Below are 26,510 nucleotides of genomic sequence, written 5' to 3' on the forward strand. Positions count from 1 at the left end.
CCACACCGCGCCAGAACACCCGCTTCACAGACCTCAAGGAACTGAACATCACACCCCCTCAACTCAGGGTGTTGCGCTCATCCCTTGAAACCGCCCGGGTGACAGGCCGATCCTCGCGGGATTTCCGATTCCGGCGGGGAGATTTGGGGCGGGGACACCTGGCGGCGGACCAACCTTCAGCTAGACTGATGGCATGGAAATCCTCCGCCACGTCGTCGTGCTCGTCCACCTCGTGGGCTTCGCCATCCTCTTCGGCGCCTGGGTCGTCGAAGCGGTGAACGGAAAGCACCAGATCACGCGCCTCATGAACTGGGGCCTCGCGATCGCCGGTCTCGCCGGCCTCATCCTCGCCGCCCCGTGGGGCATCGACTACGACCTCAACTACGTCAAGATCGGCGTGAAGCTGGTCATCCTCGTCGTCATCGGCGCGCTCCTGGGCATCGGCGCCGGCCGGCAGCGCAAGACCGGCTCCGTGCCGGGCGCCATCTTCTGGTCGATCGGTGTGCTCACCTTCGCCAACGCCGCGATCGCGGTGCTCTGGCGCTGACCTCCTGATTCACGAAACGGATGCTGCGGCCCTGGGCTGCAGCATCCGTTTTCCGTCTCTGCGGCCGCCGCGGAATCCCGGGAGTAGGCTGGTCTTTTGTGCCGGGCGACAACGCCCGCACCCACGGTGATCCAGTGCAGTGCCGCCTGACGCGTCACCCTGCGCCCGGCGTCCGCCCACCGCCTCATCCCATCCGGATGCCTCGCTCCGCGCATGCCCCAGGTGAATATGTCCTCCCCCAGCACGACCGCCGCGACCTCCGCGGCACCCGCAAACCCCCGCTCCCGCGTCATCCTCGCGAGCCTCGTCGGCACCACGATCGAGTTCTACGACTTCTACGTCTACGCGACCGCCGCCGTCCTCGTCTTCCCGATCCTCTTCTTCCCGACCGGCAACGACACCACGTCGCTGCTGCTGTCGTTCAGCGTCTTCGGCGCCGCCATGATCGCCCGCCCCCTCGGCGCGATCGTGTTCGGGCACTTCGGCGACCGGTTCGGCCGCAAGGCGACTCTCGTCGCGTCGCTGCTCACCATGGGTATCGCGACGTTCCTCATCGGGTGCCTGCCGACGTTCAACGAGATCGGCGTGTGGGCTGCGATCCTGCTGCTGATCCTGCGCCTGTTCCAGGGCTTCGCGCTCGGCGGCGAGTGGTCGGGCGCCGCGCTCGTCGCGACCGAGAACGCCCCGAAGGGCAAGCGCGCCTGGTACGGCACGTTCCCGCAGCTCGGTGCACCGCTCGGCTTCATCATCGCGAACTCGGTGTTCCTCGCGATCAACTTCCTGCTCCCTCACCCCGACGGCGCGGGTCAGCGCTCGGCCGACTTCCTCGCGTGGGGCTGGCGCGTACCGTTCCTGTTCTCGGCCGTCATGGTGATCATCGGCCTGTGGGTGCGCCTGCGCCTCGTCGAGTCCGACACGTTCGTCAAGGCTGAGGAGAAGGGCGCGATCCGCAAGTTCCCGCTCGGCACGGTCCTGCGTCACCACTGGTGGCACCTGATCCTCGGCACGTTCATCATGCTGGCGACCTACGTGCTGTTCTACCTGATGACGAACTTCACGCTCTCGTACGGCACGAAGGCGGCCGACCTCGAGGTCGCGTCCGCGGCCGCGCAGAAGGCGGCGGAAGCCGCAGGCACCGCGTTCGACCCGGCGGCCTTCGCCGCGCAGTTCTACCCGGGCCTCGGCTTCGGCTACACCGACTTCGTGCTGATGCAGATCATCGGCGTCGTGTTCTTCGGCATCTTCACGCTGCTGTCGGGTCCGATCGCCGACACGATCGGCCGCCGCCGTCTGCTGCTGTGGGTGACGGGCCTGATCATCGTGTTCGGCCTCACGTTCAACCTGTTCCTGTCGCCGCAGCTCGACCCGAAGTTCACCGGCGCCCTGACGCAGGCGTTCCTGATCTTCGGCTTCATGCTGATGGGCTCGACGTTCGGTCCGATGGGCGCCGTCCTGCCCGAGCTCTTCCCGACGAACGTCCGCTACTCGGGCTCGGCGATCTCGTACAACGTGTCGTCGATCCTCGGTGCCGCCCTGGCGCCGATCGTCGCGGTCGCGCTGTGGGCCTGGGCCGACGGCAGCCCGTGGCTCGTCGGCCTGTACCTCTCGGCGATGGGCGTGCTGACCTTCATCGCGCTCCTCCTCTCCCCCGAGACCAAGGACGTCGACTACGACGCCGACCTGGGTGTGGGAGCCACCGGCTCGCTCTAGTCCCGGCTTCTCAGAACCATGGATGCCTCGACCCGGCCGGGTCGAGGCATCCGTCGTCTCCGTTCACGTGCGTCGCTCGTGCCGGACGGGCTTCGTGTGCGAGGGTGCGTCGGCCGCCTCGGGGAAGTCGCAGCGGAACTCACCCTCGTACCCGAACAGGAAGCCGAAGACGCGGTTGCGCACCTCGAGACGGATGCGGAAGACCTGTGCGACATCGTCGTAGCTCTCACGCAGCTCGGCCCGACCGCTGAAGAGCATCGGGAACCGGAAGCCCAACGGGCCCTCGTAGAACCGCTGCCGGTCGGACCGCAGCAGGAGGCTTCCGTCGGGCTCCGCTGTCAGCCGGAGGTCGACTGCGAGGTGCTGATGGGTGCCGAGGTAGTCGAGGATCCGGCCGTCATCGCCGAGGACCATCGTGGCGTCGAAGCGGCGCACGGCACGCGGCATCCGGAAATGACGCACGAAGGTGACCGTCTCGCGTCCGAACGGGTCCCGGTACGGATGGTTCTCGATCGTGAACGCGATGCCCTGCCCCGTCTCGGGAATGAGGATGTTGCGGAAGCGCCCGATCTGCAGGAAGGGGATCGTCCACCAGGGGCCCCGGCGAATCGTGCTCATGGTGCCGCGGCCGACGCACGCGTAGCCCGCCGCGAGCCCGACTCCGAAGCGACGCTGCAGCATGGGGTGGAGGCGGGCGAAGTCGTCCCCCATCGCGCGTGCGAAGATCGACGTCGCGACCGCGGTCTGGGCGCTCACGGGTGCACCAGCTCGTGGAGCGTCGCCGGGGCGTCCTCCATCACCCGACGGCCGCGAGGACGGCGCTCGCACCGGGCGGCGCGAGGACGCTCTGCGCGCCGGAGCCGCAGCACGGATCGCAGCGGCCACCGCTCGGGCGGAGTGCCGGTCTCGGCCCAGATCCGCAGCCGATCGAAGCTCCAGGCGGTCGCCCAGCCGATCAGCGGCCGAACGATCAGATCCAGCGCGCGACCCCACTGCGGGCTGTAGTCGTACCCGGTCGTGAAGACGACGCCATCACCGTCCGGGCGGTACCGCCAGTAGCCCTGACCGGAGCCGAGCGGCGAGAGCCGGCTGTCGCTGTCGAAACGGAGTGCGGACGTGCGCGTTCCATCGGGACGCTCGCGTTCGCCGATCGTCGTTCCGGTGCCTGTGATGGTGCGGCCCGGCAGCTGCCGTTCGTAGACGAAGCGCGTGCCGCCGCCGACCAGGGGCGCGGTCGGAGTGATGCCGCTGAAACGCACGTCCCAGCGCGCGTGCAGCGCCGGGTCCTGGGTGAGCTGCCACACCCGCTCCATCGGCGCGGCGATGCGGATGCTGACGTAGATCGCGCGCCGGGTCACCCCAACGATCCGATCGCCGCGACGAAGAGCCACACCGCCGTGAACGCGACCGGTGCGCCGAGAGCGATGGTGCCCCACACCGTCATCGCGCGGAGGAAGCGCCGCCCCTTCTGCCTTTCGCCGAACATGTTGAGTGAGGACAACGCCGCAACCGACCCCACAATGACCGCCGAAACGGCCGGCATGGCGACGGTGGCGGGAACGACGGGCAGCACGAACATCACCCACGATGCCGCCGTGGGCAGCCCATCGCCCAGCGAGGCAGCCCAGACGCACGCCGACGCGACGACGATGAGCACATTCACCGCCGTGAGAACGCGGAACCACCGCTCGCTCCAGAGCCCCACGTCCGCCGCGGCCGGGGACTCCTCGGATGCACTCGCCGCGGCTTCGCCGTGGCTCACGCCTGCACCTCGGCGATGAGGTCGAGCAGTTCGCGCAGCGGCTTGCGGAGCACACGCAGCCGGACCAGAGGAAGCGACAACTTGAGGAGCCGGAGACCCCGATCGAGGAGCCTCCTCGTGCGCTCCCGGCCGTCGGACGTGTCGTAGACCCAGAACAGGGCGAGCAGCAGGTGACCGAGCATCAGCGCCGACGGCAGATCCTCGTCGAACTCCGCGGGGAGCTTGTCTGCGGCACCGGCGATCGCCTCGCGGAAGAGCCCCACCACGATCTCGCGCGATTCCGAGGAGTCGCTCGACAGCGGGTTGATCGACGACCGCGGCGAGACCGCCGCCGAGAGGAACTCCGGGGCGAAGCGGTGGTAGGGCTCGAGCTGCGCGAGCCCCGTGCGGAAGACGATGCCGAGCCGCTCCACGAGATCGTCGCTCGCCTCGAGGAGCGGGAGCGCCGCCGCGCGGTGCTGCTGCTGCACGTCGAGATAGAGCTCCTGCACGAGGTCGTTCTTCGACGCGAAGTGGTAGTTGGTCGTGCCCACCGACACGCCGGCCTCGGACGCGATGAGCCGGATCGTGGTCTGGTCGTAGCCACGTTCCCGGAACGAGCGCAGGGCGATGTCGCGGATGAGCGCCCTCGTGCGCTCGCTCTTGGTTGCGGTGCCGACAGAACTGGACATGTTCAGAAACTAGTCCCATTTCTGAACACGTTCAATAGCGAGCGCGCAGGACGCCACCGCCGCCGCCGCGGCGAGTGCGATGGGCCTCCGCGTCAGGAAGGGTCGGCGCCGTCGCGGAGCGAGCGGTCGCGCGTGAGCTGCGCCTCGCGCCGGGCTTGCCGACGCTGCCGCAGGGTCTCGCGATCGGCGGCGCGCTCCGCCTGCTCGCGCTCCCGCTGCTTGCCTCCGAAGTGCGCTGACGCGAGCAGCATCGCGATCAGCACGAGCGCGAGCGCGCGGGCGACCCAGAGCAGCGCTTCGGACTCGACGGTGTAGCCGAACGGGATCCCGAGCAGCGCGAACAGCACCGGAAGCGCGCCCGCGCGTCCGGGTGGCAGGTCGTCCAGAGCGAACGCGCCGACGAAGACGAAGGTCGTGAGCAGCGCGCCGGCGGTGCCCCAGAAGAGCAGCCATCCGCCACCGGACTTGCCGGTCAGCAGGCGGAGGATGCCGCGCCCGAGCGCCTCGAGCGGCAGGAGGAACAGGAACAGCGCGAGGAATCCCAGGAGCGCCGCCAGGTACGCGAAGACGAGGATCCAGATCACGTCGACGAAGGGCGGCCAGTCGGCGCCGGTACCGGCGGAGAGCAGTCCCGGCGTGATGATCGCCGTCATCGCCGCGGGCAGGTACCACATCAGCCTCGTGCGGGAGTCGCGCCCGTCGCCGGCCCTCGCCCACCAGATGCGGATGTAGACCGCGACGAGCACCATGAGGATCCCGAAGGTGCCGACGATCTCGCCGAGACTGTCGTCCCACGGCATGGTGCCGAAGCCGATCGAGACGACGACGGCCGACGCGATGCCGATCGCGCAGAAGACGAGTTCGACGACCAGCACGGGATCAGTCGAGGAACAGCGCGCGGAGGCGCTTCGTCGTGAACACCAGACCGATGGCGATCATGACGACGTAGTAGAGGACGTGCCACCACATCTCAGGGGTGAGGATGCCCGTGGTGAGACCGCGGACGAGCTCGACGCCATGCCACAGCGGGAACGCCATGATGATGTGCTGGATCCACTCGGGGTAGATCGTGATCGGGTACAGCGTCGCCGAGAACAGGAACATCGGCAGCAGCACGAAGTTGATCCAGTCCATCTGCTGGAACGTCTTCATGTAACTCGTGACGGCCATGCCGAGGCTCGCGAACCCGAAGGCGATGAGCAGCACCGCCGGCAGCGCCAGGATCGCGGTCCACGCCAGGTTGAGGCCGAGGATCTGCATGATGATCATGAAGCCGGTCGCGTACAGCAGGCCGCGCAGCAGCGCGTAGAGGATCTCGCCCAGCGCGACATCGAGCGGCCCGAGCGAGGTCGCCAGCATGCCCTCGTAGAGCTTGCCGTAGTTGAGCTTGAAGAAGACGTTCCACGTCGAGTCGTAGATCGCGCCGTTCATCGCCGAGACGGCGAGCAGAGCGGGCGCGATGAAGGCCGCGTAGGGCACCTCCACGCCGCTGGAGGTCTGCACGTCGCCGATGAGCGAGCCGAGGCCGATGCCCATCGATGCGAGGTAGAAGACGGGCTCGAAGAAGCCCGAGAGCACGACGGCCCAGCTGGACGAGCGCGCGGCGATGAGGCCGCGCTGCACGACCGACTGCGGGTTGCCCGCCCACAGCGCGCGCACGCCGCCGGCGCGGATCGCGCCCGTCTCGGTCCCGGTCGCGACGGTCATGCGCCGAGCCTCCTCTGGAAGATGCGGCGGCCGATCACGTAGCCGCCGATCGACAGCAGGAGCAGGTAGCCGACGTGCACGACGATCACGAACGGGTCCATGGGCAGGCCGTAGGTGGCGACCCGGCCGAGCTCGGTCGCGTGCCACAGCGGCGACACCCACCCGATCCACTGCAGCCAGAGCGGCAGCGTGGCCAGCGGGTAGAAGGTGCCCGAGAACAGGAACATCGGCATGAAGATGAAACGCTGCACGAGCGCGACCTGGCCCTTGTCGTCGGTGATCGACGCGGCGTACGCCATGTACGGGATGCCGAACGCAAGGCCCGCGAGCAGGCCGATCGGGATCGTGAGCCACCCGGTCTCGGGGTTCGACACCGCCTGGAACAGCCACAGGAACAGGTAGTACGCGACCACCACGACGATGATGCGGGCGGAGGCGCCGGAGATGACGCCGCCGGCGATCTGCCCCGGCGAGAGCCCGGTCGCACTGAAGCCGAAGAAGTACCGGCGCCACTTGAAGCCGGCCATGACCGGATACGAGAACTCCTCCGACGCGACGGAGATCGCGGCGGTCATCAGCAGGGCCGGCGCGACGAACACGAGGTACGAGACCTCGACGCCGTTCTGCGTGATCGGGGCGTCGATGAGCGCGGCGAGGCCGACGGCGAGCCCCAGCAGGTAGAGGATCGGCTGGCCGAGCGCACCGACGATGATGGTCCAGCCGTACGCGCGCATCGCGCGCACCATGTGCTCGGTGACGTACCAGGTGCCGAACGCGCGGGGCTTGCGGCCCCACTGCATCGCCTCTTCGCGCAGCTCGTCGAGCGAGGGCTGCACACGGGTCGTGGCGTCTTCGGAGGGAAGGCTCATTCGATCAGCGACCTTCCGGTGAGCCGGAGGAAGACGTCTTCGAGGCTCGAGCGGCGCACGAGCGACGTGATCGGGGTGAGCCCTCGGTGCGTCACCGTCTCGAGCGCCGCCTCGCCGTCGTTCGCGTAGACGAGGATGCGGTCGGGCAGCACCTCGACACGGTCGCCGATGCCCTCGAGCTGCGGCGCGACCTGCTCGTTGCGGTCGGAGCCGAAGCGCACCTCGAGCACCTCGCGGCTGGAGTGCTCGCGGATGAGCGACGCCGGCGTGCCCTCGGCCATGATGCGGCCCTTGTCGACGACGATCAGCCGGTCGCACAGCTGCTCGGCCTCGTCCATGTAGTGCGTGGTCAGCACGAGGGTGGTGCCGCGCTCCTTGAGGCGGAACAGTCGGTCCCACAGCACATGGCGGGCTTGGGGGTCGAGGCCCGTCGTCGGCTCGTCGAGCAGGAGGATGCGCGGGTCGTTGATGAGGCCGCGCGCGATCGTGAGCCGCCGCTTCATGCCGCCGGAGAGCTGCTCCACCTTGCTCTTGGCCTTGTCTTCGAGCTGCGCGAACGCGAGCAGTTCGTCGGCCTTCTGGTGGCACACCTTGCCGGGCAGGCCGAAGTAGCGGCCGTAGATGTAGAGGTTCTCGCGGGCGTTGAGCTCGCCGTCGAGGTTGTCCTGCTGGGGCACGACGCCCAGGCGTGACCGGATCTCGGGGCCGTAGCGGTCGGGGTCGAGCCCGAGGATCGACAGATCTCCGCCGGTGCGCGTCGACACCGCGCCCACCATCTTCATCGTCGTGGACTTGCCCGCACCGTTCGGGCCCAGGAGCCCGAACGACTCGCCCGGCGCCACCTCGAACGACAGGCCGTCGACGGCGAGGAAGTCGGGCTTGCCTTTGACCTTGTAGGCCTTGACGAGGTTCTCAGCGGTGATCACGGGGGCGGGCACCGGACTACCCTAACGCCCCGCTCCGACACCGCCCAGTGGCCCACCGCGTACGGTCGTCGTCAACTCACGTTGACACCTTGACGAGTGTCAACTACGGTTGACGACGGATGCCGCGGGCCGCGGCATCCGTGACCGAAAACGAGAGGCTGCCCGATGAGCGGCGACGAACTGACCACCCTGATCGGGGCGGCAGGCGGTCGCGAGCCGATCGCGGAGCTGCACCGTCTCGCCGAGGTGCGCCGCGAGCTCGCGCGCGCCGAGGAGGTGCAGGTGCGCAAGGCGCGCAACCTCGGCTTCTCGTGGCAGGCGATCGCGGGCGCCCTCGGCGTGAGCCGACAGGCCGTCCACAAGAAGTACGGTCGAAGGTAAGCCCCCTTCACGAACGAGGTACACCCATGCCCTCCGCCGATCTCGACGAAGCCCCTCCCGCCCCCGCTGCGGCGGAGTCCCCCCGCGCCCGCCGCGGGCGCTCCCGGCGCGGGAAGGCCGAAGAGGGGCCGCGCGCGACGTTCTCGCAGCTGCTCCCCTACCTCTTCGAACACAAGCGCACGCTCGCCGTCGTCGTGGTGCTGAGCATCCTGAGCGCGGGCGCGTCGCTCATCCAGCCGCTCCTGGTGGGCCAGGTCATCACGCGCGTGCAGGAGAACCTCGACCTCGGGCTGCTCATCTGGGCGCTCGTGGGGTTCGTGCTGCTCGCGTCGCTCATCTCGGGCTGGCAGCACTACCTGCTGCAGCGCACCGGCACCGCCGTCGTGTACTCCAGCCGGCGCCGGCTCATCTCGCGCATCCTCCACCTGCCGATCAGCGAGTTCGACGCGCGCCGCACCGGGGACCTCGTCTCGCGCGTCGGCAGCGACACCACGCTCCTCTACGCCGCGCTCACCCAGGGCCTCGCCGACTCGATCGGCAACGGGCTGCTCTTCGCCGGCGCGCTCATCGCGATGGCCATCATCGACCCGGTCCTGCTCGCCATCATCGTGCTCGTGATCGGCATCTCGGTGCTCGGCGTGGTGCTGCTGAGCGGCCGCATCCGCACCGCCTCGACCGAGCAGCAGGAGAAGGTCGGCGCCCTCGCGTCGGGCGTCGAGCGCGCGGTCGGCTCGATCCGCACCGTCCGCGCTTCGGGCGCGACGGCGCGCGAGGTCGACGCGGTCACTGCGCAGGCGACCGAGGCCTACCACGTCGGCGTGCGCATCGCGAAGGTGTCGGCGCTGGTCGTGCCGATCGCCAACGTCGCGCTGCAGGTGTCGCTGCTCGTCGTCATCGGCCTCGGCGGCTTCCGCGTCGCCACGGGCGCGCTGTCGATCGCGAGCCTCGTGACCTTCATCATGTTCCTGTTCATGCTCATCGCCCCGCTCGGTTCGTTCTTCGGCGCCATCACCTCGGTGAGTCAGGCGCTCGGCGCCCTGGGTCGCATCCAGGAGGTGCTCGACCTCCCGACCGAGACGCAGGACGACGACGACATCGCGGCACGCGCGCTTCGACCTGCTCAGGGGGCGGTCGCTGAGCCTGTCGAAGCGGCCGCGATCGAGTTCCGCGACGTGCGGTTCCGCTACCCCGAGAACGTCGTCCAGGCGCGGCGCAAGGCCGAGTCCGAGGCGCTGGCGGTGCTCGAGAGCGCACACGTCGACACCTCGACGATCATCCTGGGCGACGGGGCGGGAGACTCGGGACTGGAGGGGTTGGCGGATGCCGCAGCATCCGTCTCCGCCGACACCGAGGTGCTGCGGGGCGTGTCGTTCTCGGTGCCGCGCGGGGCGCGCGTCGCCCTCGTCGGGCCGTCGGGGGCCGGCAAGAGCACGACCCTCGCGCTCATCGAGCGCTTCTACGACCCGACCGACGGAGCGATCCTCCTCGACGGCACGGACGTGCGCACGCTAGACCGCGACGCGCTGCGGGCGCAGCTCGGCTACGTCGAACAGGACGCCCCGACCCTCGCCGGGACGATCGGGGACAACCTGCGTCTGGCTTCGCCCGAGGCTTCCGATGCGGACTGCGAGGCCGTGCTCCGCGCCGTGAACCTCGGCGAGGTGCTCGACCGCAACCCGCTGGGCGTCGACGCGCCGGTGGGCGAGTCGGGCGTCATGCTCTCGGGCGGCGAGCGTCAGCGCCTCGCGATCGCGCGGGCGCTGCTGGCTGCTCCCCCGATCCTGCTGCTCGACGAGTCGACGTCGTCGCTCGACGGGCTCAACGAGCAGCGCATGCGCGAGGCGATCGACGCCGTCGCGGCCGGCCGCACGCTCGTCGTGATCGCGCACCGCCTGTCGACCGTCGTCGACAGCGACCACATCGTCGTCATGGAGCACGGCCGCGTCGTCGGCCAGGGCACGCATTCCGAGCTCGTGCAGACCACGCCGCTCTACCGCGACCTCGCGAAGCACCAGCTCCTGGTCTGACGCGGAGAGAATAGGCGCCCGGCCCCTCTGCCAAGAAGAGGGCCGGGCGCCGGTCTGTGTGCGACCGTCACCGGTCGCGACCGAGACCGAAGCCTCGACCCCTCGCACAGGCGGGGCCGAGGCGTCGGAACCGGATCAGGCGCGCTGCAGGCGGTACCGGAGCGCGGCGAGCTCGGCCCACAGCGGAGCGGGGACGCGGCCGTCGAAGGTGCGGTAGAACTCCTCGGTGAGGTCGGCCTCGTGCAGCCACAGCTGCGGGTCGACGGCGAACAGCTCGTCGAGATCGGCCTGCGGCACGTCGATGCCGTCGACGTCGAGGTCCTCGGTGCGAGGCAGGCGGCCGATCGGGCTCTCGACCGCGCCGACCTCACCCTCGATGCGGCGGATGATCCAGTCGATGACGCGCGAGTTGTCGCCGAAGCCCGGCCACAGGAAGCGTCCGTCGGCGCCCTTGCGGAACCAGTTCACCTGGAACACGCGCGGTGCGCGGTCGAAGCGCAGCTGCTGTCCGACCTTGAGCCAGTGGCCGAAGTAGTCGGCCATGTTGTAGCCGCAGAACGGGAGCATCGCGAACGGGTCGCGGCGCAGCTCGCCGACGGTGCCCTCCTGGGCCGCCGTCTTCTCCGACGAGATGTTGGAGCCCATGAACACGCCGTGCGTCCAGTCCGTCGCCTCGACGACGAGCGGCACGTTGGTGGCACGGCGGCCGCCGAACAGGATGGCGTCGAGCGGCACGCCCTGCGGGGCGTCCCAGTCGTCGGCGATCTGCGGGCACTGGGCCGCGGCGACGGTGAACCGCGAGTTCGGGTGGGCGGCGGGGCGGCCGGAGGCCGGCGTCCACGGGTTGCCCTCCCAGTCGGTGAGCTGTGCCGGCGGCTCGTCGGTGAGGCCCTCCCACCACACGTCGCCGTCGGGGCGCAGCGCCACGTTCGTGAAGATCGTGTTGCCCCACAGCGTCTCGACCGCGGTGACGTTCGTCGACTGGCCGGTGCCCGGCGCGACGCCGAAGAAGCCGGCCTCGGGGTTGATGGCCCAGAGGCGGCCGTCCTCACCCGGACGCAGCCACGCGATGTCGTCGCCGAGGGTCTCGACGCGCCAGCCGGGGATCGTCGGGCGCAGCATGGCGAGGTTCGTCTTGCCGCACGCCGACGGGAACGCCGCGGCGATGTGGTAGGCGCGACCGGCCGGGTCGATGACGCGGATGAGGAGCATGTGCTCGGCGAGCCAGCCCTCATCGCGGCCGATCACCGAGGCGATGCGCAGCGCGAAGCACTTCTTCGCCAGGATCGCGTTGCCGCCGTAGCCCGAGCCGTACGACCAGACCTCGAGGGTGTCGGGGAAGTGGACGATGTACTTCTCGTCGTTGCACGGCCACGCGACGTCCTGCTCGCCCGGCTGCAGCGGGGCGCCGACCGAGTGCACGGTCTTGACCCAGTGGGCGCCGCCCGCGATCTCGCGCAGCACGTCGGTGCCGACGCGCGTCATGATGCCGATCGACGTGACGGCGTAGGCGCTGTCGGTGACCTGCACGCCGACGTGCGACAGGGGGCCGCCGACCGGGCCCATCGAGAACGGCACGACGTACATCGTGCGGCCCTTCATCGAGCCCTCGAACAGCGGGGTGATGGTTGCGCGGATCTCGTCGGGCGCGGCCCAGTTGTTGGTCGGGCCGGCGTCCTCCTCGCGCTCCGACGCGATGAACGTGCGCGCCTCCGTGCGCGCCACGTCGCTCGGGTGGGAGCGGGCGAGGTACGAGCCCGGGCGCCACTCGGGGTTGAGCTTGATGAGCTTGCCCTCGTCGACCATCTCGCGAAGGAGCATGTCGTTCTCCGCACGCGAGCCGTCGACCCAGTGGATGCGCGCCGGCTGCGTGAGCGCGGCGATCTCGTCGACCCACGCGCGCAGAGCGACCATGCCTTCGCCCTGAACGGTCGGCAGCTCGCCATACGTCCGGGCGAGGGCGGGACGGGCGGTGGTGGAGCCTTCGGTTCGGGGGAAGATGTCGGCAAGGGCCATGGTGTCGCTCCTCGTTGATTCGACCGTCAGATGGTTTCGACGATGCAGATTCGTGCTCTTCCTCTACTTTCGGGCGTAACAGGCAGCTCTTCCCACGAAATCTGGTGTCAAGAGTTGCAATTCTTTCGCTAGCATCAAGGAATGCCCCCGACGTCACTCGAACTGTCGACCCTGGGCCACCGCATCCGTCATCAGCGTCTCGCCCACGGGTACACGCTCGATGAGCTGGGCGCGCTCGTCGGGGTCGCCGGAAGCCAGCTCAGTCTCATCGAGAACGGCAAGCGCGAGCCGAAGCTGTCGCTGCTGCAGGCGATCGCCTCGACGACGGGCGTCGAGGTCGGCGACCTCCTCTCCGCCGAGCCGCCGAACCGCCGCGCGGCGCTCGAGATCGAGCTCGAGCGCGCGCAGTCGGGCTCGGTCTTCCGCCAGCTCGGCGTCACCCCGATCAAGGTGACCAAGGGCATGTCCGACGACACGATCGAGGCGATCCTGGGCCTGCACCGCGAGCTGCAGCGGCGTGAGCGCGAGGCCATCGCGACGCCCGAGGAGGCACGCCGCGCCAACACCGAGCTGCGCCTCATGATGCGCGAGCGCGACAACTACCTCCCCGACATCGAGAAGCTCGCCGAGAAGCAGCTCAAGGCGGCGGGCCACGTGTCGGGCGCCCTCACGCACCGCACCGTCAGCATCATGGCCGAGAAGCTCGGCTTCGAGCTGATCTACGTGAACGACCTGCCCCACTCGACGCGCTCGGTCACCGACCTCGAGCACGGGCGCATCTACCTGCCGCCCGCGTCCATCCCCGGCGGCCACGGCCTGCGGTCGATGGCGCTGCAGGCGATGGCGCACCGCCTGCTCGGCCACAAGAGGCCCACCGACTACGCCGACTTCCTGCAGCAGCGGCTCGAGATCAACTACTACGCCGCGTGCTGCCTGATGCCCGAGACCGCGTCGGTGTCGTTCCTGCAGCAGGCCAAGAAGGACCGCAACCTCGCCGTCGAGGACTTCCGCGACGCGTTCGGCGTGACGCACGAGGCGGCCGGCATGCGCCTCACCAACCTCGCGACGCACCATCTGGGGATCAAGCTGCACTTCCTGCGCGTCGACGGGTCGGGGGCGATCTCACGCGTCTACGAGAACGACGACCTGCCGCTCCCGATGGACGTCACCGGCGCCGTGGACGGCCAGATCGCGTGCCGGAAGTTCTCGGCGCGCGCCGCCTTCTCCGAGCAGAACCGCACCACCGAGCACTACCAGTACACCGACACCCCCGCCGGCACCTACTGGTGCTCGACGCAGACCGGCACCACCGCCGAGGGCGAGTTCTCGATCACGGTGGGCGTGCCCTTCGACGACGCGCGGTGGTTCCGCGGCCGCGAGACGCAGAAGCGCGCGACCTCGACCTGCCCCGACGAGTCGTGCTGCCGCCGGGTGGCCTCCGGCGTCTCGGAGCGCTGGGCGGGCAAGGCCTGGCCGAGCGCGCGCGTGCACATGCAGATGTTCTCGCCGCTCCCCCGCGGCGCCTTCCCCGGCGTCGACGACAACGAGGTGTACGACTTCCTCGACCGCCACGCCTGACGCGCGTCGGGAGGGATGGATGCTGCGGGCCTAGGCGGCCGCCCCGTTCTATGCCGTGATGAAGTCGCGGTAGCGGTCGAGCGCGCCGGCGATCTCCTCGTCGGTCGCCGCCCCCGGGGTGAACAGCTCGGGCACCGGGGACTCCGCGTGCCGGCCCACGGCCAGCGAGTGCGTCCACACGCCGACCGCCTCACCGCGCGCGACGAGGATGGGGCGGACGATTCCGTTCATGCTCGGGCCGATCGCGCTCAAGAACTCCGGCGCGCAGGGCACGGTGCGGTCGGCGTACGACAGGTAGTACTCCTCGAACGGCGGCAGGGCCACCACCTCGGGGGCCGCGGCGCTGCGCCGCGGTGCGGCGCCGGCGACCACGTACTGCCGCTCGGGTTCGTCGGCGACGAGACGCAGGCGATCGGATGCCGCCTCCGCCGCCGCGCGCGAGACCCCGAGCGGGAGCCCGGTCCACCACGCGAAGTCCCGCGCGCCGGCGGGACCGTGCGAGGCGATGTAGCGGACGAAGAACTCGGCCATCGGATCGGCCGGGGTCACGGCATCCGTGATCCACTCGTCGGCGAGCACCAAGAACTGCTCGCGGGTCGGCCCCTTCTCCCGTGGCACGACGGGGCCCTGGCACAGCACGGCGCGCAGCGACAGCGCAACGAGCAGGTGGTAACCCCGCTGCCGGAACGTCGACACGCCGCCCTGCTCCCACACCTCGAACAGCTCCTTGCGCGTGAGGCGGTTGCCCCCGCCGAGCGCTGCCCGCGCGAGGCGCTCGGCGCGGTCGGCCTCGTCGGCGTCGATCCCCTCGTTGCGGTGCACGGCCGCCGCCTGGCGACGCTGGCGCTCGGCGGTCAGCGACAGCACCCACTCCATGTCGGCGGTGGGGATCGTGTGGATCGTCCCGCGCATGGTCCAGGTGCGCACGATCTCGCCCCGGCCGTAGGCGGCGTCCACGTCGCGCACCGTCGTGCGGCCGCGCACGCGGGTCGCGAGCGCCCAGCGCCCGCCCCAGAACTCCTGGCTCTGCGTCGCGAGCATGTGCCGCGCCGCGTCGGCGACCGTCGCCGCGGGGGCGCTCAGGCGGTGCGACCGGAGCCGCTCGGACCGAATGGTCGAGGCTGGGCCCACGCGCCCGGAGGCTCCGGGCGACGCGCCAGCGGCGTCTGGAGAAGGAGTGGGGACCACTCGCCCATCATGGCCCAGGCCGCGGACGCGGGGTGTCCGCGATCGTCAGCGCTGGTGTGCGGCGTCGTAGGCGGCGCGGGAGTCCTCGATCCGCGGATGATTCTCGATGGCCCAGTCGGCGAGCGCCATCGCCAGCTGGATGAGCGTGCCGCCGAGCGGCGTCAGCTCGTACTCGACCCGCGGCGGCACCTCGGCGTGGACGGTACGCGTGATGAGCCCGTCGCGCTCGAGCTGGCGCAGCGTGAGCGTCAGCATGCGCTGCGAGATGCCGGGGATGTGCCGCTGCAGCTCGGTGAAGCGCAGGCGCTCGCGCCGCAGCGTGCCGATGACCAGCAGCGACCACTTGTCGCCGATGCGGTCGAGCACGTCGCGGATGGCACGCCCGTGGTCGGAGCCGGGCGAGGCCTGGTCGCACGAGCGCTCGTAGCCGGTCGGGGTGGGCTCGCCGGGGAGTTCGACCGTGAGGGTGGTCGACATCGCGTGTCACCTACTTACATCCGTGTGCCTTTTGTACGCGTCTTTCCGGTGACGCATCATGGGGTTGCTTACAAACAGTAACAGACCCCACGATCCCTCCCTGGAGTACCCGCATGATCATCGCCCTCTGGATCCTCAACGGCTTGCTCGCCCTCGCGTTCATCGCGGCCGGCACGATGAAGGTCGCTCGTCCCAAATCCGCGCTCGTCGCGAGCGGCCTGAGCTGGGCCGACGACTTCGCCGACCCGACCGTGAAGCTCATCGGCGCCGCCGAGGTCGTCGGCGGCATCGGCCTGATCCTGCCGCTCCTGACCGGCATCGCGCCGATCCTCACCCCGATCGCCGCTGCCGCCCTGACCGTCGTCATGATCGGCGCGGTCGCGGTGCACGTGCGGCGCAAGGAGAACGCGACCCCGTCGATCGTGCTCGCCGTGCTGTCCGCGGCGAGCGCCGTGGTGGGCTTCCTGGTCGTCCTCTGACCGCACGGGCAACGGAGGAGCGGATGCCTCGGCTCGAGGCATCCGCTCTCCTCGGGACTCCCGGCGCGCGATCCGGTTCCCTAAGCTGACGGGATGAGGGTGAACGACGCGGACCCGCGACTCTGCCCCACGTGCGGCGACGCGCTGAACTTCGAGATCCTCGACGACGAGCGCTTCCTGCTCGCCTGGTCGTGCGTGAACTGCGGCCTGATCCGCACGACCGAACCGGTGTAGGAGACTCCATGGGTGATTCGGCGAACGGATCGGACGCGATCTCGGCGGCGGGGTTCCATCGGGCGCCGGGCGTCGCCGACTGGCGGGTCACCGGCACGGGGCCGCAGGCGGTCTTCACCGCGACCTCCCTGTCCCACGCTGCCGGGCTCGTCGCCCCGATCGTCGCCGCCGCGGAGCGATTCGGCCTCCGGCCGGACATCGACGTGCGTCCCGAGGGCGTCGTCGTGCGCATCCCGTACACCGGGCCGGAGGGCATCCCCGCCGCCGCCGTGGGCTTCGCCGCCGTCGTCTCTCAGGCCGCCGCCGAGCAGCGCCTGACCCCTGACCCCTCGCGCGCGCAGTCGATCGGCATCTACGTCGCACAGCACTCCGATGCCGACGTGCGCCCCTTCTTCACCGCGGCGCTGGGCTATGAGGACGTGGGCGACACGGATGCCGCGGATCCGATGCGCTGCGGACCGCAACTCGCCTTCAACCCGATCACCGGGGACTCGCCGTCGAGGGGCCGGACGCACTTCGACGTCTTCGTGCCGGCCGATCAGGCCCAGGCCCGCGTCGATGCCGCGCTCGCGGCCGGCGGGCGACTCGCCGACGACTCGCACGCTCCGGCCTGGTGGTCGCTCGCCTCGCCCGACAACCACGGCGTGGATATCGCGTCGTGGACCGACACCTACGACTGATCCGCGTCGTCGACACCTCCCGTCGCCGCCTGCTTGACGAGAACCGAGGGCGCGGAGCACCCTGAGCACATGACCCGTGAGCTGGCGGATGAGGATCAAGCCCTCTCCGACGTCGTGGACCGGCTGGAAGAGCGGTTCCCCTCGAGAGATCGTTCCGAGATCGAGCGCGCCGTCGCCGAGGCGCGCTCGCACTTCGAGCGCGCGAAGGTGCGCGACTTCGTCCCCGTGCTGGTCGAGCGCGAAGCACGCGCCCGGCTCGAGCATCCGATCCAGTAGTCCGCCCGTTCGGCGCCGTCTCGCCTAGCGGGCCCGCGCGCGCCGCCGTCAGGGGCCGGCCGGCGCGATCGTCTTGCGCATCACGGTCTTGTTCTTGCCGATGTGGCGCTCGAAGGTGAACCCGGCCTTCTCGAACATGGCCCTCGTGCCGTTGTGGAGGAACGACGACGACGTCTTCTTGCCGACCGGGAGCTCGTTGGGGAACGAGACCACCTCGCCGCCGCCCGCCTGCGCGATCAGTTCGAGCGCGCCGTCCAATGCCTCCCGTGCGACTCCCGAGCGCCGGTGATCGCGGTCGACGAAGAAGCAGGTGATGCGCCACGGCGCCGGGTTCGTCTCGCCCGCGTCGTACTGCTTGCGGTGGTAGATACCGGGAAGCTCGGCCGGACTGCCGAACTCGCACCACGCGATCGCGTCATCGCCGTCGAAGACGAGCGCGGCGTGCGCGACCCCCTCGTCCACGAGCCGCTGCTTGAACGTCGGGCGGTCGTACTCGCTCTTGACGGTGTGCTCGGTGTCGCCGTGGAAGTACGAGCAGTAGCACCCGCCCCAGACCCCGTTGTGCTTCTGCGCGAGCGCCAGCCACGCGGGAAACGTCTCGGGAGTGAGCGGCCTGATCACGTGCGACGTCGCCAGGGCCACCTCCTACCGCCCCGACTTCACCGCGGTGATGATCCGCGCCAGCGCCCAGCCGGCGGCGGACACGAGAGGGACGCTCACCATGATCATGGCCACCGGGTTCGGCTGGAACTTCGGACCGTTCGGGCCGTTCACATACGCGCCGATGGGTAGCACGTAGCCGCCGCCGCCCCCGCCGCTGCCTTCGCCCTCACCCTCGGGCAGCCCGCCGCGCTGGGGCCACTTGCCGGATCCGCCGCCACCGCCGAACCCGAAGATGACCAGTGCCGCCGGCGTCACCTGCCGCCCGCCGACATCGATGGTCTCGCCGAACGCCATCTTCGCGCCCCATGACGGCGCGGACTTGGTCAGACTCTCGACCGGTGACTCCATCAACGACTCCTCCGCTTCGGTCCGCACACGCTGACACCCAACATAGAGAGCTGTGCGGAACGCCACCAGAGGCGTCGCGACGGGTCACTCCGGCGCGTACTTGAACGACAGCTGGATCCGCGAACGGAACAGCAGCGCGCCGTCGTCGCCGACGACGACGTCCTGCTTCGTCACTTCGGCGATGCGCAGATCGTGCAGCGATCCCGACGCGGTGCTGATGGCTTCTCGGGCGGCCTCCTCCCAGGACGAGGCACTCGTGCCGATGACGTCGATCACTCGGTAAACGCTCATCTTGACCCCACATCGCTCGATGCCGACACGACCATAGTGATCCCGGTCGCGCCCGGATGGAAGGGGTGCACCGCGACCGGGAGAACGGGGAGAGCGGATGCCCCCTCCCGGGGCATCCGCTCTCCTCATGTCATCGATTCAGGCGTGGGTCAGAAGGGGTTCGGCGTCAGCGTGTACTTGGTCTGGAGGTACTCGTGGATGCCCTCGGCGCCGCCCTCGCGGCCGAGGCCCGACATCTTCCAGCCGCCGAACGGCGCTGCCGCGTTGGAGACGACGCCCATGTTGAGGCCCATCATGCCGGTCTCGAGGCGCTCGATCATCCGCTGGCCGCGCGAGAGGCTCTCGGTGAAGACGTACGAGACCAGGCCGTACTCGGTGTCGTTGGCGATCCGCACCGCGTCGTCCTCGTCGTCGAACGGGATGATCGCGAGCACCGGTCCGAAGATCTCCTCGCGGAGGATCTCCGACCCCGGCTGCACGTCGGTGACCACGGTGGGCTCGTAGAACGTGCCCGGCCCGTCCACGGCGTTGCCGCCCGTGCGCACCTGCGCGCCGCGCTCGACGGCGTCCTGCACGAGCTGCGCCGCCTTCGCGACCGCACGGTCGTCGATGAGCGGGCCGATGGTGACGCCCTCCTCCGTGCCGCGGCCGATGGTGAAGCCGTTCACGCGCTCGGTGACCCGGCGGGCGAACTCGTCGGCCACGGAACGGTGCACGATGAACCGGTTCGCGGCGGTGCAGGCCTGGCCGATGTTGCGGAACTTCGCCGCGATCGCGCCGTCGACCGCCTTGTCGAGGTCGGCGTCGTCGAACACCACGAACGGGGCGTTGCCGCCGAGCTCCATCGACGTGCGCAGCACGCCCTGCGCGGCCTGCTCGAGGAGGCGCTGGCCGACCTGCGTCGACCCGGTGAACGACAGCTTGCGCAGCCGCGGGTCGCGGATGATCGGCTCCGACACGGCACCGGAGGTCGAGGTCGTGAAGACGTTGACGACGCCCGCCGGCACGCCCGCGTCCTCGAGGAGCTTCGCGAACGCGAGGGTGGTCAGCGGGGTCAGCTCGGCGGGCTTGATGACCACGGTGCAGCCCGCGGCGAGCGCGGGCGCGATCTTGCGGGTCGCCATCGCCAGCGGGAAGTTCCACGGCGTGATGAGGAAGCACGGGCCCACGGGGTGCTGCGAAACGATCACGCGGCCGGTGCCCTCGGGGTTCGCGCCGTAGCGGCCCTGCACGCGCGCGGTCTCCTCGCTGAACCAGCGCAGGAACTCACCGCCGTAGGCGACCTCACCGCGCGCCTCGGCCAGCGGCTTGCCCATCTCGATCGTCATCAGCAGCGCGAAGTCCTCCTTGCGCTCCTGCAGCAGGTCGAACGCGCGCCGCAGGATCTCGGCGCGCTGCCGCGCCGGCGTCGCCGCCCATGCCGGGAATGCGTCGACAGCCGCGTCGAGGGCCGCCTTGCCGTCCTCGGGCGACGCGTTCGCGATCTCCTTGACGACCTCGCCGTTCGAGGGGTCGTAGACCTTCAGCGTCTTGCCGCCGGATGCCTCACGCCACTGCCCGCCGATAAACAGTCCGTCGGGGACGGACGCCAGCAGCTCGGACTCACGGGTTTCGGTGATCGTCGTGGTCACGGGGACTCCCTTGTCGGTGGACGGATGCCTCGGCACCCTCTTCGATCGTTGGTCTGGGGCTATTCTGCCCGCGGCCGCCATTGCCGGCCGATGTACATCTCGTACAGTTCGCTGTCATGATTCGCCCGCCTGCACAGCGGTTGCGCCTCTCGCCGGCTTCCTCATTCGAGGTCGAGAGCCGAGATGAGGACCGAACTCGGCCCGCGACCCCTCATCTCGGCTGTGCTCCTCAATTGAGGGCGCGCGCGAACGCCGGAGCGTGCTGGTCGACGAAGGCGCCGGCGAGGAACTCCGAAAGCTCGTCGGTCGCCTCGAGCGGCAGCACCGCGGCGACGTACTGGTCGGGGCGCACGACGACGACCACGCCGTCGCGCGACAGGCCGCGCTCCTCGAAGATGTCGGTGCTCGTCCAGGCGCTCGGCGCGGCCGCGTAGACCTTCTCCCAGTCCGTGAGCCCGAGGGGTCCCGTCTTCGGCAGGAACGGCGCGGGCACGCGGGTGATGTCGACCTCCTCGTGCGGCTGCTGGTAGATCACCTTGACGTCGAACACTGCGTCGACGTCGGCGCCTTCCGGCGTGAAGCGCTGCACCGGAGACTCGGGCGAGGCGATGAACGCGGCCCAGTCGGAGAGGACGGATGCCTCCCCCGGCGCGGGCGCGTCGGCGAAGGCGTAGATCCGCCAGCGGCCGTCGGCCTTCGCGTGGTGGCCGAGGTGCACCGGGTTGCCGTCGCAGACGCGCACGACCTCCGCCGACTTGAACCGCTTGCCCAGCGGGAACCCCTCGGCGAGCGCCTGGTGCGCAGCATCCGTCACGATCATCGACGCGCCGTACTGCGTCATGAATCCCGACGGGAACTCGGCGGTGCCGAGGTAGAAGGTGGCGAGCTCCTGCGGGTCGGAGATCTCCTCGGGCTTGCGGGCCATGAGGGTCGACCACTCGCGGTCGAAGTCGATGAGCTGCTGGGCGACCGGCTGCCGCTCGGCGGAGTACGTCGAGAGGAGGGACGCGGGGCTGAGTCCGGTGAGGACGTGCCCGAGCTTCCAGCCGAGGTTGAAGCCGTCCTGCATGGAGACGTTCATCCCCTGGCCGGCCTTGGCGCTGTGCGTGTGGCACGCGTCGCCCGTGAGGAAGACGCGAGGGTCGTGACCCTGGTCGACGTCGACGTCGTCGAACTTGTCGGTGACGCGGTGGCCGACCTCGTAGACGCTGTGCCACGCGACCTGCTTCACGTCGAGCGAGTAGGGGTGGAGGATGTCGTTCGCCTTGGCGATGACGGCGTCGATCGGCGTCTGACGCACGCGGTGGTCGTCGTCGGCCGCGACCTCGCCGAGGTCGACGTAGACGCGGCAGAGGTAGCCGCCCTCACGCGGGATCAGCAGGATGTTTCCGGCCTCGGAGTTGATCGCGCACTTGGTGCGCCAGTCCGGGAAGTCGGTGTTCACGAGCACGTCCATGACGCCCCAGGCGTGCGCCGAGAACGCGCCGACGTGCCGGCGGCCGATCGCCTCGCGCACCCCGCTGCGCGCACCGTCGCAGCCGACGACGTACTTGGCGCGCACCGTGCGCTCCTCGCCCGCGCGCTCCCCCGCCACGTGCCGCACCTGCACCTCGACCGGGTACTCGCCGTCGTCCTGCACCGTGAGGCCGACGAACTCGATGCCGTAGTCGGGCAGGATGCGACCCGGGCCGTGGGCAGCGGCCTCGGCGAAGTAGTCCAGCACGCGCGCCTGGTTCACGATGAGGTGCGGGAACTCGCTGATCTTGAAGGCGTAGTCCTCGGTGCGCGCGGTGCGGATGATGTTGTCGGGGTTCTCGGGGTCGGGACCCCAGAAGTTCATCCACGCGATGTTGTACGCCTCGGCGACGATCCGCTCGGCGAACCCGAAGGCCTGGAACGTCTCGACGCTCCGCGGCTGGATCCCGTCGGCCTGCCCCAGCACGAGGCGTCCCTCGCGGCGCTCGATCATGCGGGTCGTGACTCCGGGGAACTGCGACATCTGGGCCGCGAGGAGCATGCCGGCGGGGCCGGAGCCCACGATGAGGATGTCCATCTCGTCGGGCAGTTCGGCCGGGCGGTCGATGCCGGTGCCGGCGGCGTCCTGCACGCGCGGATCGGCGGAGACGTAGCCGTGGTGGTGGAACTGCATCGGTGTCCTCCTCGGACGACGGTGTCGAGGGCTCGTGGCCTGGGGCTTGCCGACGAGCGAGGGCGTGTTCTATATTCGAACACACCGTTCTACTATTGAACAGATCGTATACGAAGGGATGCCGCATGACAAGGCTCGACGGCACGACAGCGCCCGCTTCGCAGACGCTGAGCCGTGGCATCCGGATCCTCGAAGTGCTCGCCGACGCTCGCGGTCCCCTCTCCATCGACGAGATCGCCGCGCGGCTCGAGGTGCATCGGTCGGTGGCCTACCGGCTCCTCCGCACGCTCGAGGACCACGGGCTCGTCGAGCGCGACGCCGCCGGCCGCATCGAGCTGGGCGCACGCCTCGCCGCCCTCGCCGCGGGCGTCGCGCACGACCTTCAGGCCGAGGCGCTGCCCGAGCTCACCGCGGTCGCGGGCGACCTCGGCGTCACCTGCTTCCTCGCGGTGCTCGACCACGAGGAGTGCGTCACGCTCTCCAGCGTCGAGCCGCGCCACGCGGTGAATCCCGTCGCGCAGCGGCCGGGCACGCGGCATCCGATCACCCGCGGCGCCCCGGGCAAGGCGATCCTGTCGCTGCTGCCGACGCCGGCGTGGCCGTCCGGTGTGTCACCGGAGCTGGCGGCGGAGGTGACGGATGCCGCCACCCGCGGCTTCGCGACCAGCCACGACGAAGTCATCCCCAGCCTGCGCGCGGTCGCCGTGCCGCTCGTCGTGCGCGGGCGCGGGCCGGCGGCGATCGCCGTGGTGTTCGTCGCGAGTGCGCACTCGGACGCTGAGATCGCCGCGCGTCTCACCCGGTCGGCGACCGCGATCCGCGACGCGCTCGGCGGCTGAGGACCCGGCCTCGGCGAGAAACCTCATTCGCCCCGAGACACCGCGCGCGGGGCGGTTCCGCAGCGCGAAAGTGGTTTCTCAGCGCGAGAGGAACGCGTCGACGGCGGTGCGGAACGCGTCGGGCTGCTCGACCCAGGGGTAGTGCCCGCAGTCCTCCAGCACGACGGACTCGCCGGTGCGGAACAGCTGCGCCGCCGCCACCACGGGCGCACAACCTGTGAGCGCGTCCTCGGCGCCGGCGATCACGAGCACCGGCGCGGAGGTCTCGGACAGGAGGGCGGCGAACCCCTCCGGCGGCGGTGACGAGAAGTACGCGCGCGCCGCCGGGACGGCTCGTGCCCCGACCGCGGCGTGCGCTCGCTCGGCGTCGCCCCAGTGCGCGTAGCCGGCCGCGGCGGTGTCGGCGTCCCACGCGGCGAAGGCGGCTTCGTCGTCGAGCGGTGCCGGTGTCGACAGGTGGGCGAAGGCACGCTCGAAATCCTCGTCGCCGTCGCGGCGCGCGGCGATCGCCGCGACGTCGGAAGGCTCGTCGACGAGGTGCGCGACGGGCGGCGTGACGAGCACGAGACGCCCGACCCGCTCGGGGTGGCGCGCGGCGAACGCGGTCGCGACTCGCGTTCCGGCGGAGTGGGCGACGATGTCGAGCCGCTCGATGCCGAGGTGCGCGCGCAGCGCGTCGAGGTCGTCGCCCTGCGCCCACCACGAGGCGGCGGAATCGTCGGCGGGCAGCGGCGAGCGTCCGACGCCACGAAGGTGAAGGGTGAGGCGGCGGCGACCGGCGCCGATGCCCGCGAGCTCTCCGAGGTATGAGGGGTGGCGCGCCGCGCCGCCCGACACGAACACGACCGGCGCGCCCTCACCGGTCTCGTCGTACCAGAGCTCGGCGCCGTCGGCGGCGCGATACGTCGGCAAGCGTCAGCCCGCGGTCGGGTACTCGGTCACGAGGCGGATGTTGTACTCCGCGACGCGCTGCGGCACTCCCTCGAACGCCTCGGCCCGCGACTCGGACGCCAGGTACTCCTTCTCGAGGGCGACGAACGCGTCCTCGTCGCCGGGGGCGCTCACCGCCCACACGAACTCATTCGTCTCGGGAAGGCCATAGGCGAACTCGATCGTGAAGCCGGCGGCGGGCCGCACCCGCGGCATCCACTCGTTCCACCACGCGACGAAGGCGTCGTACTCCCCGTCGACGAGCGTGTACCGGCGGAGTTGAGTCGTCTTCATGACTCCCATCCTGCCCGAAGACCTATACTCATCACGTCCGGTGGCACCGTCGCCCGCCGGTGCTCGAAAAATGGGCACGCAGCGCGCACGCGCGAGACACATACGGCTCTTGATCCGTTCCGTCTCGAAAGGCATCGCCATGTCTCCTGCCATGAGCACCGTCTCGGCGCACGTCGCCCTCACCCTCGCCCACCACATCGATCACGTGTTCGGCGTGATGGGCAACGGCAACGCGTACTTCCTCGATGCGCTCGAGCGCTCCACCGACGTGCACTTCACCGCCGTGCGCCACGAGGCCGGCGGCGTCGTCGCCGCCGACGCGTACCACCGCGCCTCCGGACGGCTCGCCGCCGCGACCGCGACATACGGCGCCGGCTTCACGAACACGCTCACCGCCCTCGCCGAGGCGGTGCAGGCGCACGTGCCGCTGGTGCTCGTCGTCGGCGACGAGCCGACGTCGGGCCCGCGCCCGTGGGACGTCGACCAGATCGCCCTCGCCTCGGCCGTCGGCGCGCGCACGTATACGGTCGGGCGGGCGGATGCTGCAGCCACCACCATCATCGCGATCGAGCACGCGCTCACCTACCGGGTGCCGACGGTGCTCGCGATCCCCTACGACGTCGCCGCGCGCGACGCCGGCCCCCTTCCCGACGCTCCGGAGCCTCGCCTTCCCGCTCCCCTCGTGCCCGCGGGGCCGTTCGCCGAAGGCGCGGTCGAGGGACTCGTCGCGGCGCTCGCCTCTGCCGAGCGGCCGTTCCTGCTTGCCGGTCGTGGAGCGTGGATCTCGGGCGCCGGCGAGGCCCTCGGCGACGTCGCCGACGCGGTCGGAGCCGTCACGGCCTCGACCGCGCTCGGGCGCGGTACCTTCCCGCGCGCCGAGTTCGACCTCGGCGTCACCGGCGGCTTCGGGGCCGAGGGCGCCATGGAACTCGTCCGCGAGGCCGACGTGGCCGTCGTGTTCGGGGCATCGCTCAACCAGTTCACGATGCGCTTCGGCGATCTGTTCGCGCCGGGCACCCGCGTGTTCCAGGTCGACGTCGCGCCCGCCGCGACCCACCCGCACGTGGGCGGCTACGTGCGCGGCGACGCCGCGGTCGTGGCCCGTGCCGTCGCCGACGGCCTGCAGGCGCGCGGCGGCGCGGCGAGCGGCTGGCGCGAGTCCGTCGACCTCATGCCGCTGCGCGCATATGAGCCTGGCGACGACATCGCGCCGGACGGCCGGCTCGACCCCCGGTCGGTCGCGGCGCGCATCGGCGCGCTGTTACCGGAGGACCGGGTCGTCGTCTCGGACGGCGGCCACTTCATCGGCTGGGCGAACATGTACTGGCCCGTCGCGTCGCCGGATCGCATGACGATGGTCGGCACGGCGTTCCAGTCGATCGGCCTCGGCTGGCCGTCGGTCCCCGGCGCGGCGCTCGCGAAGCCGTCGGCGACCGTCGTGCTGACGACCGGCGACGGTGGCGGACTCATGGCCCTGGCCGACCTCGAGACCGCCGTGCGGGTCGCCGGCGGCCGGGGACTCGCCGTGGTCTGGAACGACGCCGCCTATGGCGCCGAGATCAACCTCTACGGCCTCAAGGGGCTCGCGAAGGAGCCGATGCTCATCCCCGAGGTCGACTTCGCCGCGCTCGCGGCCGGCGTCGGCGCCGAGGGCGTCGTCGTCCGCACCCTGGCCGACCTGGACCGGCTCGCGGAGTGGACGGCCGAGCCCGCAGCATCCCGTCGCTTCCTCGTCCTCGACTGCCGCATCTCGGGATCGGTGATCGCGCCGTATCAGCGCGAGATCATCCGCGTGAACTCCTGACCGGCGAGGGACATGCTCCCGCCGGAGGAGAGC

29 protein-coding genes are annotated in these 26,510 nt (G+C 70.4%); 11 read left to right on the top strand and 18 right to left on the bottom strand.

The genetic code is table 11. The features are described from left to right. Positions 1-193 precede the first annotated feature (193 nt). The gene (locus ACFVSU_RS13345) at positions 194-547 is read left to right on the top strand and encodes a Fe-S protein (protein ID WP_387143545.1); all 354 of its coding nucleotides are present in this window, start codon (positions 194-196) and stop codon (positions 545-547) included. Between the two features lie 228 nt (positions 548-775). Further along, entirely contained in the window at positions 776-2,257 is a 1,482-nt protein-coding gene (locus tag ACFVSU_RS13350; RefSeq protein WP_387145223.1) for an MFS transporter, read from the top strand. Between the two features lie 63 nt (positions 2,258-2,320). Here ACFVSU_RS13350 and ACFVSU_RS13355 read toward each other — a convergent pair whose 3' ends face one another. The 8 genes from ACFVSU_RS13355 to ACFVSU_RS13390 form a co-directional block, all read right to left on the bottom strand. Next, positions 2,321-3,013 (bottom strand): DUF4166 domain-containing protein, encoded by a 693-nt coding sequence (locus ACFVSU_RS13355; RefSeq protein WP_387143548.1) that lies wholly within the window; start codon positions 3,011-3,013, stop codon positions 2,321-2,323. After that, a complete protein-coding gene (locus ACFVSU_RS13360; RefSeq protein ID WP_387143551.1) occupies positions 3,010-3,615 on the bottom strand; it encodes an SRPBCC family protein in 606 nt (201 codons plus the stop codon). The genes ACFVSU_RS13355 and ACFVSU_RS13360 overlap by 4 nt, the downstream gene beginning before the upstream one ends. After that, a complete protein-coding gene (locus ACFVSU_RS13365; protein WP_387143554.1) occupies positions 3,612-4,019 on the bottom strand; it encodes a hypothetical protein in 408 nt (135 codons plus the stop codon). Before ACFVSU_RS13365 ends, ACFVSU_RS13360 begins: the two co-directional genes overlap by 4 nt. Beyond that, entirely contained in the window at positions 4,016-4,690 is a 675-nt protein-coding gene (locus ACFVSU_RS13370; protein WP_387143557.1) for a TetR family transcriptional regulator, read from the bottom strand. Before ACFVSU_RS13370 ends, ACFVSU_RS13365 begins: the two co-directional genes overlap by 4 nt. Before the next feature lie 92 nt (positions 4,691-4,782). Continuing rightward, complete coding sequence (locus ACFVSU_RS13375; protein ID WP_387143560.1) at positions 4,783-5,565, bottom strand: hypothetical protein; 783 nt, start codon at positions 5,563-5,565, stop codon at positions 4,783-4,785. A gap of 4 nt (positions 5,566-5,569) precedes the next feature. Next, on the bottom strand, positions 5,570-6,397 hold the full coding sequence (locus tag ACFVSU_RS13380; RefSeq protein ID WP_045300913.1) for an ABC transporter permease: 828 nt from the start codon (positions 6,395-6,397) through the stop codon (positions 5,570-5,572). Continuing rightward, positions 6,394-7,266 (bottom strand): ABC transporter permease, encoded by an 873-nt coding sequence (locus ACFVSU_RS13385; protein WP_387143563.1) that lies wholly within the window; start codon positions 7,264-7,266, stop codon positions 6,394-6,396. The genes ACFVSU_RS13380 and ACFVSU_RS13385 overlap by 4 nt, the downstream gene beginning before the upstream one ends. Beyond that, a complete protein-coding gene (locus ACFVSU_RS13390; RefSeq protein ID WP_387143566.1) occupies positions 7,263-8,204 on the bottom strand; it encodes an ABC transporter ATP-binding protein in 942 nt (313 codons plus the stop codon). Before ACFVSU_RS13390 ends, ACFVSU_RS13385 begins: the two co-directional genes overlap by 4 nt. 153 nt (positions 8,205-8,357) lie before the next feature. On the opposite strand from ACFVSU_RS13390, the gene ACFVSU_RS13395 reads away from it, so the two are divergent. Beyond that, positions 8,358-8,573, top strand: coding sequence for a transcriptional regulator (locus tag ACFVSU_RS13395; protein WP_045300911.1), 216 nt, complete (start codon positions 8,358-8,360; stop codon positions 8,571-8,573). Positions 8,574-8,599: 26 nt separating this feature from the next. Continuing rightward, positions 8,600-10,600, top strand: coding sequence for an ABC transporter ATP-binding protein (locus tag ACFVSU_RS13400; protein WP_387143570.1), 2,001 nt, complete (start codon positions 8,600-8,602; stop codon positions 10,598-10,600). A gap of 135 nt (positions 10,601-10,735) precedes the next feature. On the opposite strand, the gene ACFVSU_RS13405 is transcribed toward ACFVSU_RS13400, so the two are convergent. Continuing rightward, positions 10,736-12,616: a phosphoenolpyruvate carboxykinase (GTP) gene (locus ACFVSU_RS13405; protein ID WP_387143573.1), complete on the bottom strand. Its 1,881-nt coding sequence runs from the start codon at positions 12,614-12,616 to the stop codon at positions 10,736-10,738. 141 nt (positions 12,617-12,757) lie between these two features. Between ACFVSU_RS13405 and ACFVSU_RS13410 the strand changes: the two genes are divergently transcribed. After that, a complete protein-coding gene (locus ACFVSU_RS13410; RefSeq protein ID WP_387143576.1) occupies positions 12,758-14,194 on the top strand; it encodes a helix-turn-helix domain-containing protein in 1,437 nt (478 codons plus the stop codon). Between the two features lie 48 nt (positions 14,195-14,242). Here the strand turns inward: ACFVSU_RS13410 and ACFVSU_RS13415 are convergent, their stop codons facing one another. Together ACFVSU_RS13415 and ACFVSU_RS13420 are read right to left on the bottom strand one after the other, a co-directional pair. Further along, complete coding sequence (locus ACFVSU_RS13415) at positions 14,243-15,235, bottom strand: winged helix DNA-binding domain-containing protein (RefSeq protein WP_387143579.1); 993 nt, start codon at positions 15,233-15,235, stop codon at positions 14,243-14,245. Between the two features lie 192 nt (positions 15,236-15,427). Continuing rightward, positions 15,428-15,859, bottom strand: a complete 432-nt coding sequence (locus tag ACFVSU_RS13420) for a winged helix-turn-helix transcriptional regulator (protein ID WP_387143582.1) — start codon at positions 15,857-15,859, stop codon at positions 15,428-15,430. Between the two features lie 113 nt (positions 15,860-15,972). Here ACFVSU_RS13420 and ACFVSU_RS13425 point away from each other — a divergent pair, with 113 nt between their 5' ends. The 4 genes from ACFVSU_RS13425 (at position 15,973) to ACFVSU_RS13440 (ending at position 17,528) form a co-directional block, all read left to right on the top strand. After that, the gene (locus tag ACFVSU_RS13425; protein ID WP_387143585.1) at positions 15,973-16,338 is read left to right on the top strand and encodes a DoxX family protein; all 366 of its coding nucleotides are present in this window, start codon (positions 15,973-15,975) and stop codon (positions 16,336-16,338) included. A gap of 93 nt (positions 16,339-16,431) precedes the next feature. Then, entirely contained in the window at positions 16,432-16,572 is a 141-nt protein-coding gene (locus ACFVSU_RS13430) for a hypothetical protein (RefSeq protein WP_387143588.1), read from the top strand. An 8-nt stretch (positions 16,573-16,580) separates the two neighbouring features. Next, complete coding sequence (locus tag ACFVSU_RS13435) at positions 16,581-17,252, top strand: VOC family protein (RefSeq protein WP_387143591.1); 672 nt, start codon at positions 16,581-16,583, stop codon at positions 17,250-17,252. A 69-nt stretch (positions 17,253-17,321) separates the two neighbouring features. Continuing rightward, positions 17,322-17,528, top strand: coding sequence for a three-helix bundle dimerization domain-containing protein (locus ACFVSU_RS13440; protein WP_387143594.1), 207 nt, complete (start codon positions 17,322-17,324; stop codon positions 17,526-17,528). A 48-nt stretch (positions 17,529-17,576) separates the two neighbouring features. On the opposite strand, the gene ACFVSU_RS13445 is transcribed toward ACFVSU_RS13440, so the two are convergent. The 5 genes from ACFVSU_RS13445 to ACFVSU_RS13465 form a co-directional block, all read right to left on the bottom strand. Continuing rightward, positions 17,577-18,149, bottom strand: coding sequence for a GNAT family N-acetyltransferase (locus ACFVSU_RS13445; protein WP_387143597.1), 573 nt, complete (start codon positions 18,147-18,149; stop codon positions 17,577-17,579). Positions 18,150-18,173: 24 nt separating this feature from the next. Next, positions 18,174-18,539 carry a hypothetical protein gene (locus ACFVSU_RS13450; RefSeq protein ID WP_387143600.1) on the bottom strand — a complete coding sequence of 122 codons (366 nt, stop codon included), beginning with the start codon at positions 18,537-18,539 and terminating at the stop codon, positions 18,174-18,176. An 84-nt stretch (positions 18,540-18,623) separates the two neighbouring features. Beyond that, complete coding sequence (locus tag ACFVSU_RS13455) at positions 18,624-18,830, bottom strand: dodecin family protein (protein WP_159845939.1); 207 nt, start codon at positions 18,828-18,830, stop codon at positions 18,624-18,626. Between the two features lie 149 nt (positions 18,831-18,979). Beyond that, positions 18,980-20,449, bottom strand: a complete 1,470-nt coding sequence (locus ACFVSU_RS13460; RefSeq protein WP_387145226.1) for an NAD-dependent succinate-semialdehyde dehydrogenase — start codon at positions 20,447-20,449, stop codon at positions 18,980-18,982. A gap of 241 nt (positions 20,450-20,690) precedes the next feature. After that, positions 20,691-22,610 (bottom strand): FAD-binding monooxygenase, encoded by a 1,920-nt coding sequence (locus ACFVSU_RS13465; RefSeq protein ID WP_387143603.1) that lies wholly within the window; start codon positions 22,608-22,610, stop codon positions 20,691-20,693. A 125-nt stretch (positions 22,611-22,735) separates the two neighbouring features. Here ACFVSU_RS13465 and ACFVSU_RS13470 point away from each other — a divergent pair, with 125 nt between their 5' ends. Beyond that, the gene (locus tag ACFVSU_RS13470; RefSeq protein ID WP_387143606.1) at positions 22,736-23,449 is read left to right on the top strand and encodes an IclR family transcriptional regulator; all 714 of its coding nucleotides are present in this window, start codon (positions 22,736-22,738) and stop codon (positions 23,447-23,449) included. A gap of 78 nt (positions 23,450-23,527) precedes the next feature. Here the strand turns inward: ACFVSU_RS13470 and ACFVSU_RS13475 are convergent, their stop codons facing one another. Next, complete coding sequence (locus ACFVSU_RS13475) at positions 23,528-24,361, bottom strand: alpha/beta fold hydrolase (RefSeq protein ID WP_387143609.1); 834 nt, start codon at positions 24,359-24,361, stop codon at positions 23,528-23,530. Positions 24,362-24,364: 3 nt separating this feature from the next. Continuing rightward, positions 24,365-24,673 (bottom strand): hypothetical protein, encoded by a 309-nt coding sequence (locus ACFVSU_RS13480; RefSeq protein ID WP_387143612.1) that lies wholly within the window; start codon positions 24,671-24,673, stop codon positions 24,365-24,367. Between the two features lie 151 nt (positions 24,674-24,824). On the opposite strand from ACFVSU_RS13480, the gene ACFVSU_RS13485 reads away from it, so the two are divergent. Next, on the top strand, positions 24,825-26,477 hold the full coding sequence (locus tag ACFVSU_RS13485) for a thiamine pyrophosphate-binding protein (RefSeq protein WP_387143615.1): 1,653 nt from the start codon (positions 24,825-24,827) through the stop codon (positions 26,475-26,477). Positions 26,478-26,510: the final 33 nt, after the last annotated feature.

Origin of the sequence: Microbacterium sp. NPDC058062 (genome assembly GCF_042885375.1) — a bacterium.
Classification (GTDB): domain Bacteria; phylum Actinomycetota; class Actinomycetes; order Actinomycetales; family Microbacteriaceae; genus Microbacterium; species Microbacterium trichothecenolyticum_C.

What these genes read in the sequence shown, in the direction of transcription:
- ACFVSU_RS13345 (WP_387143545.1), top strand. Translation starts at nt 194, where the DNA reads ATGGAAATCCTCCGCCACGTCGTCGTGCTCGTCCACCTCGTGGGCTTC.
- ACFVSU_RS13350 (WP_387145223.1), top strand. Translation starts at nt 776, where the DNA reads ATGTCCTCCCCCAGCACGACCGCCGCGACCTCCGCGGCACCCGCAAAC.
- ACFVSU_RS13370 (WP_387143557.1), bottom strand. Translation starts at nt 4,690, where the DNA reads ATGTCCAGTTCTGTCGGCACCGCAACCAAGAGCGAGCGCACGAGGGCG.
- ACFVSU_RS13380 (WP_045300913.1), bottom strand. Translation starts at nt 6,397, where the DNA reads ATGACCGTCGCGACCGGGACCGAGACGGGCGCGATCCGCGCCGGCGGC.
- ACFVSU_RS13385 (WP_387143563.1), bottom strand. Translation starts at nt 7,266, where the DNA reads ATGAGCCTTCCCTCCGAAGACGCCACGACCCGTGTGCAGCCCTCGCTC.
- ACFVSU_RS13395 (WP_045300911.1), top strand. Translation starts at nt 8,358, where the DNA reads ATGAGCGGCGACGAACTGACCACCCTGATCGGGGCGGCAGGCGGTCGC.
- ACFVSU_RS13400 (WP_387143570.1), top strand. Translation starts at nt 8,600, where the DNA reads ATGCCCTCCGCCGATCTCGACGAAGCCCCTCCCGCCCCCGCTGCGGCG.
- ACFVSU_RS13405 (WP_387143573.1), bottom strand. Translation starts at nt 12,616, where the DNA reads ATGGCCCTTGCCGACATCTTCCCCCGAACCGAAGGCTCCACCACCGCC.
- ACFVSU_RS13410 (WP_387143576.1), top strand. Translation starts at nt 12,758, where the DNA reads ATGCCCCCGACGTCACTCGAACTGTCGACCCTGGGCCACCGCATCCGT.
- ACFVSU_RS13415 (WP_387143579.1), bottom strand. Translation starts at nt 15,235, where the DNA reads ATGCTCGCGACGCAGAGCCAGGAGTTCTGGGGCGGGCGCTGGGCGCTC.
- ACFVSU_RS13420 (WP_387143582.1), bottom strand. Translation starts at nt 15,859, where the DNA reads ATGTCGACCACCCTCACGGTCGAACTCCCCGGCGAGCCCACCCCGACC.
- ACFVSU_RS13425 (WP_387143585.1), top strand. Translation starts at nt 15,973, where the DNA reads ATGATCATCGCCCTCTGGATCCTCAACGGCTTGCTCGCCCTCGCGTTC.
- ACFVSU_RS13430 (WP_387143588.1), top strand. Translation starts at nt 16,432, where the DNA reads ATGAGGGTGAACGACGCGGACCCGCGACTCTGCCCCACGTGCGGCGAC.
- ACFVSU_RS13435 (WP_387143591.1), top strand. Translation starts at nt 16,581, where the DNA reads ATGGGTGATTCGGCGAACGGATCGGACGCGATCTCGGCGGCGGGGTTC.
- ACFVSU_RS13440 (WP_387143594.1), top strand. Translation starts at nt 17,322, where the DNA reads ATGACCCGTGAGCTGGCGGATGAGGATCAAGCCCTCTCCGACGTCGTG.
- ACFVSU_RS13450 (WP_387143600.1), bottom strand. Translation starts at nt 18,539, where the DNA reads ATGGAGTCACCGGTCGAGAGTCTGACCAAGTCCGCGCCGTCATGGGGC.
- ACFVSU_RS13455 (WP_159845939.1), bottom strand. Translation starts at nt 18,830, where the DNA reads ATGAGCGTTTACCGAGTGATCGACGTCATCGGCACGAGTGCCTCGTCC.
- ACFVSU_RS13465 (WP_387143603.1), bottom strand. Translation starts at nt 22,610, where the DNA reads ATGCAGTTCCACCACCACGGCTACGTCTCCGCCGATCCGCGCGTGCAG.
- ACFVSU_RS13470 (WP_387143606.1), top strand. Translation starts at nt 22,736, where the DNA reads ATGACAAGGCTCGACGGCACGACAGCGCCCGCTTCGCAGACGCTGAGC.
- ACFVSU_RS13480 (WP_387143612.1), bottom strand. Translation starts at nt 24,673, where the DNA reads ATGAAGACGACTCAACTCCGCCGGTACACGCTCGTCGACGGGGAGTAC.
- ACFVSU_RS13485 (WP_387143615.1), top strand. Translation starts at nt 24,825, where the DNA reads ATGAGCACCGTCTCGGCGCACGTCGCCCTCACCCTCGCCCACCACATC.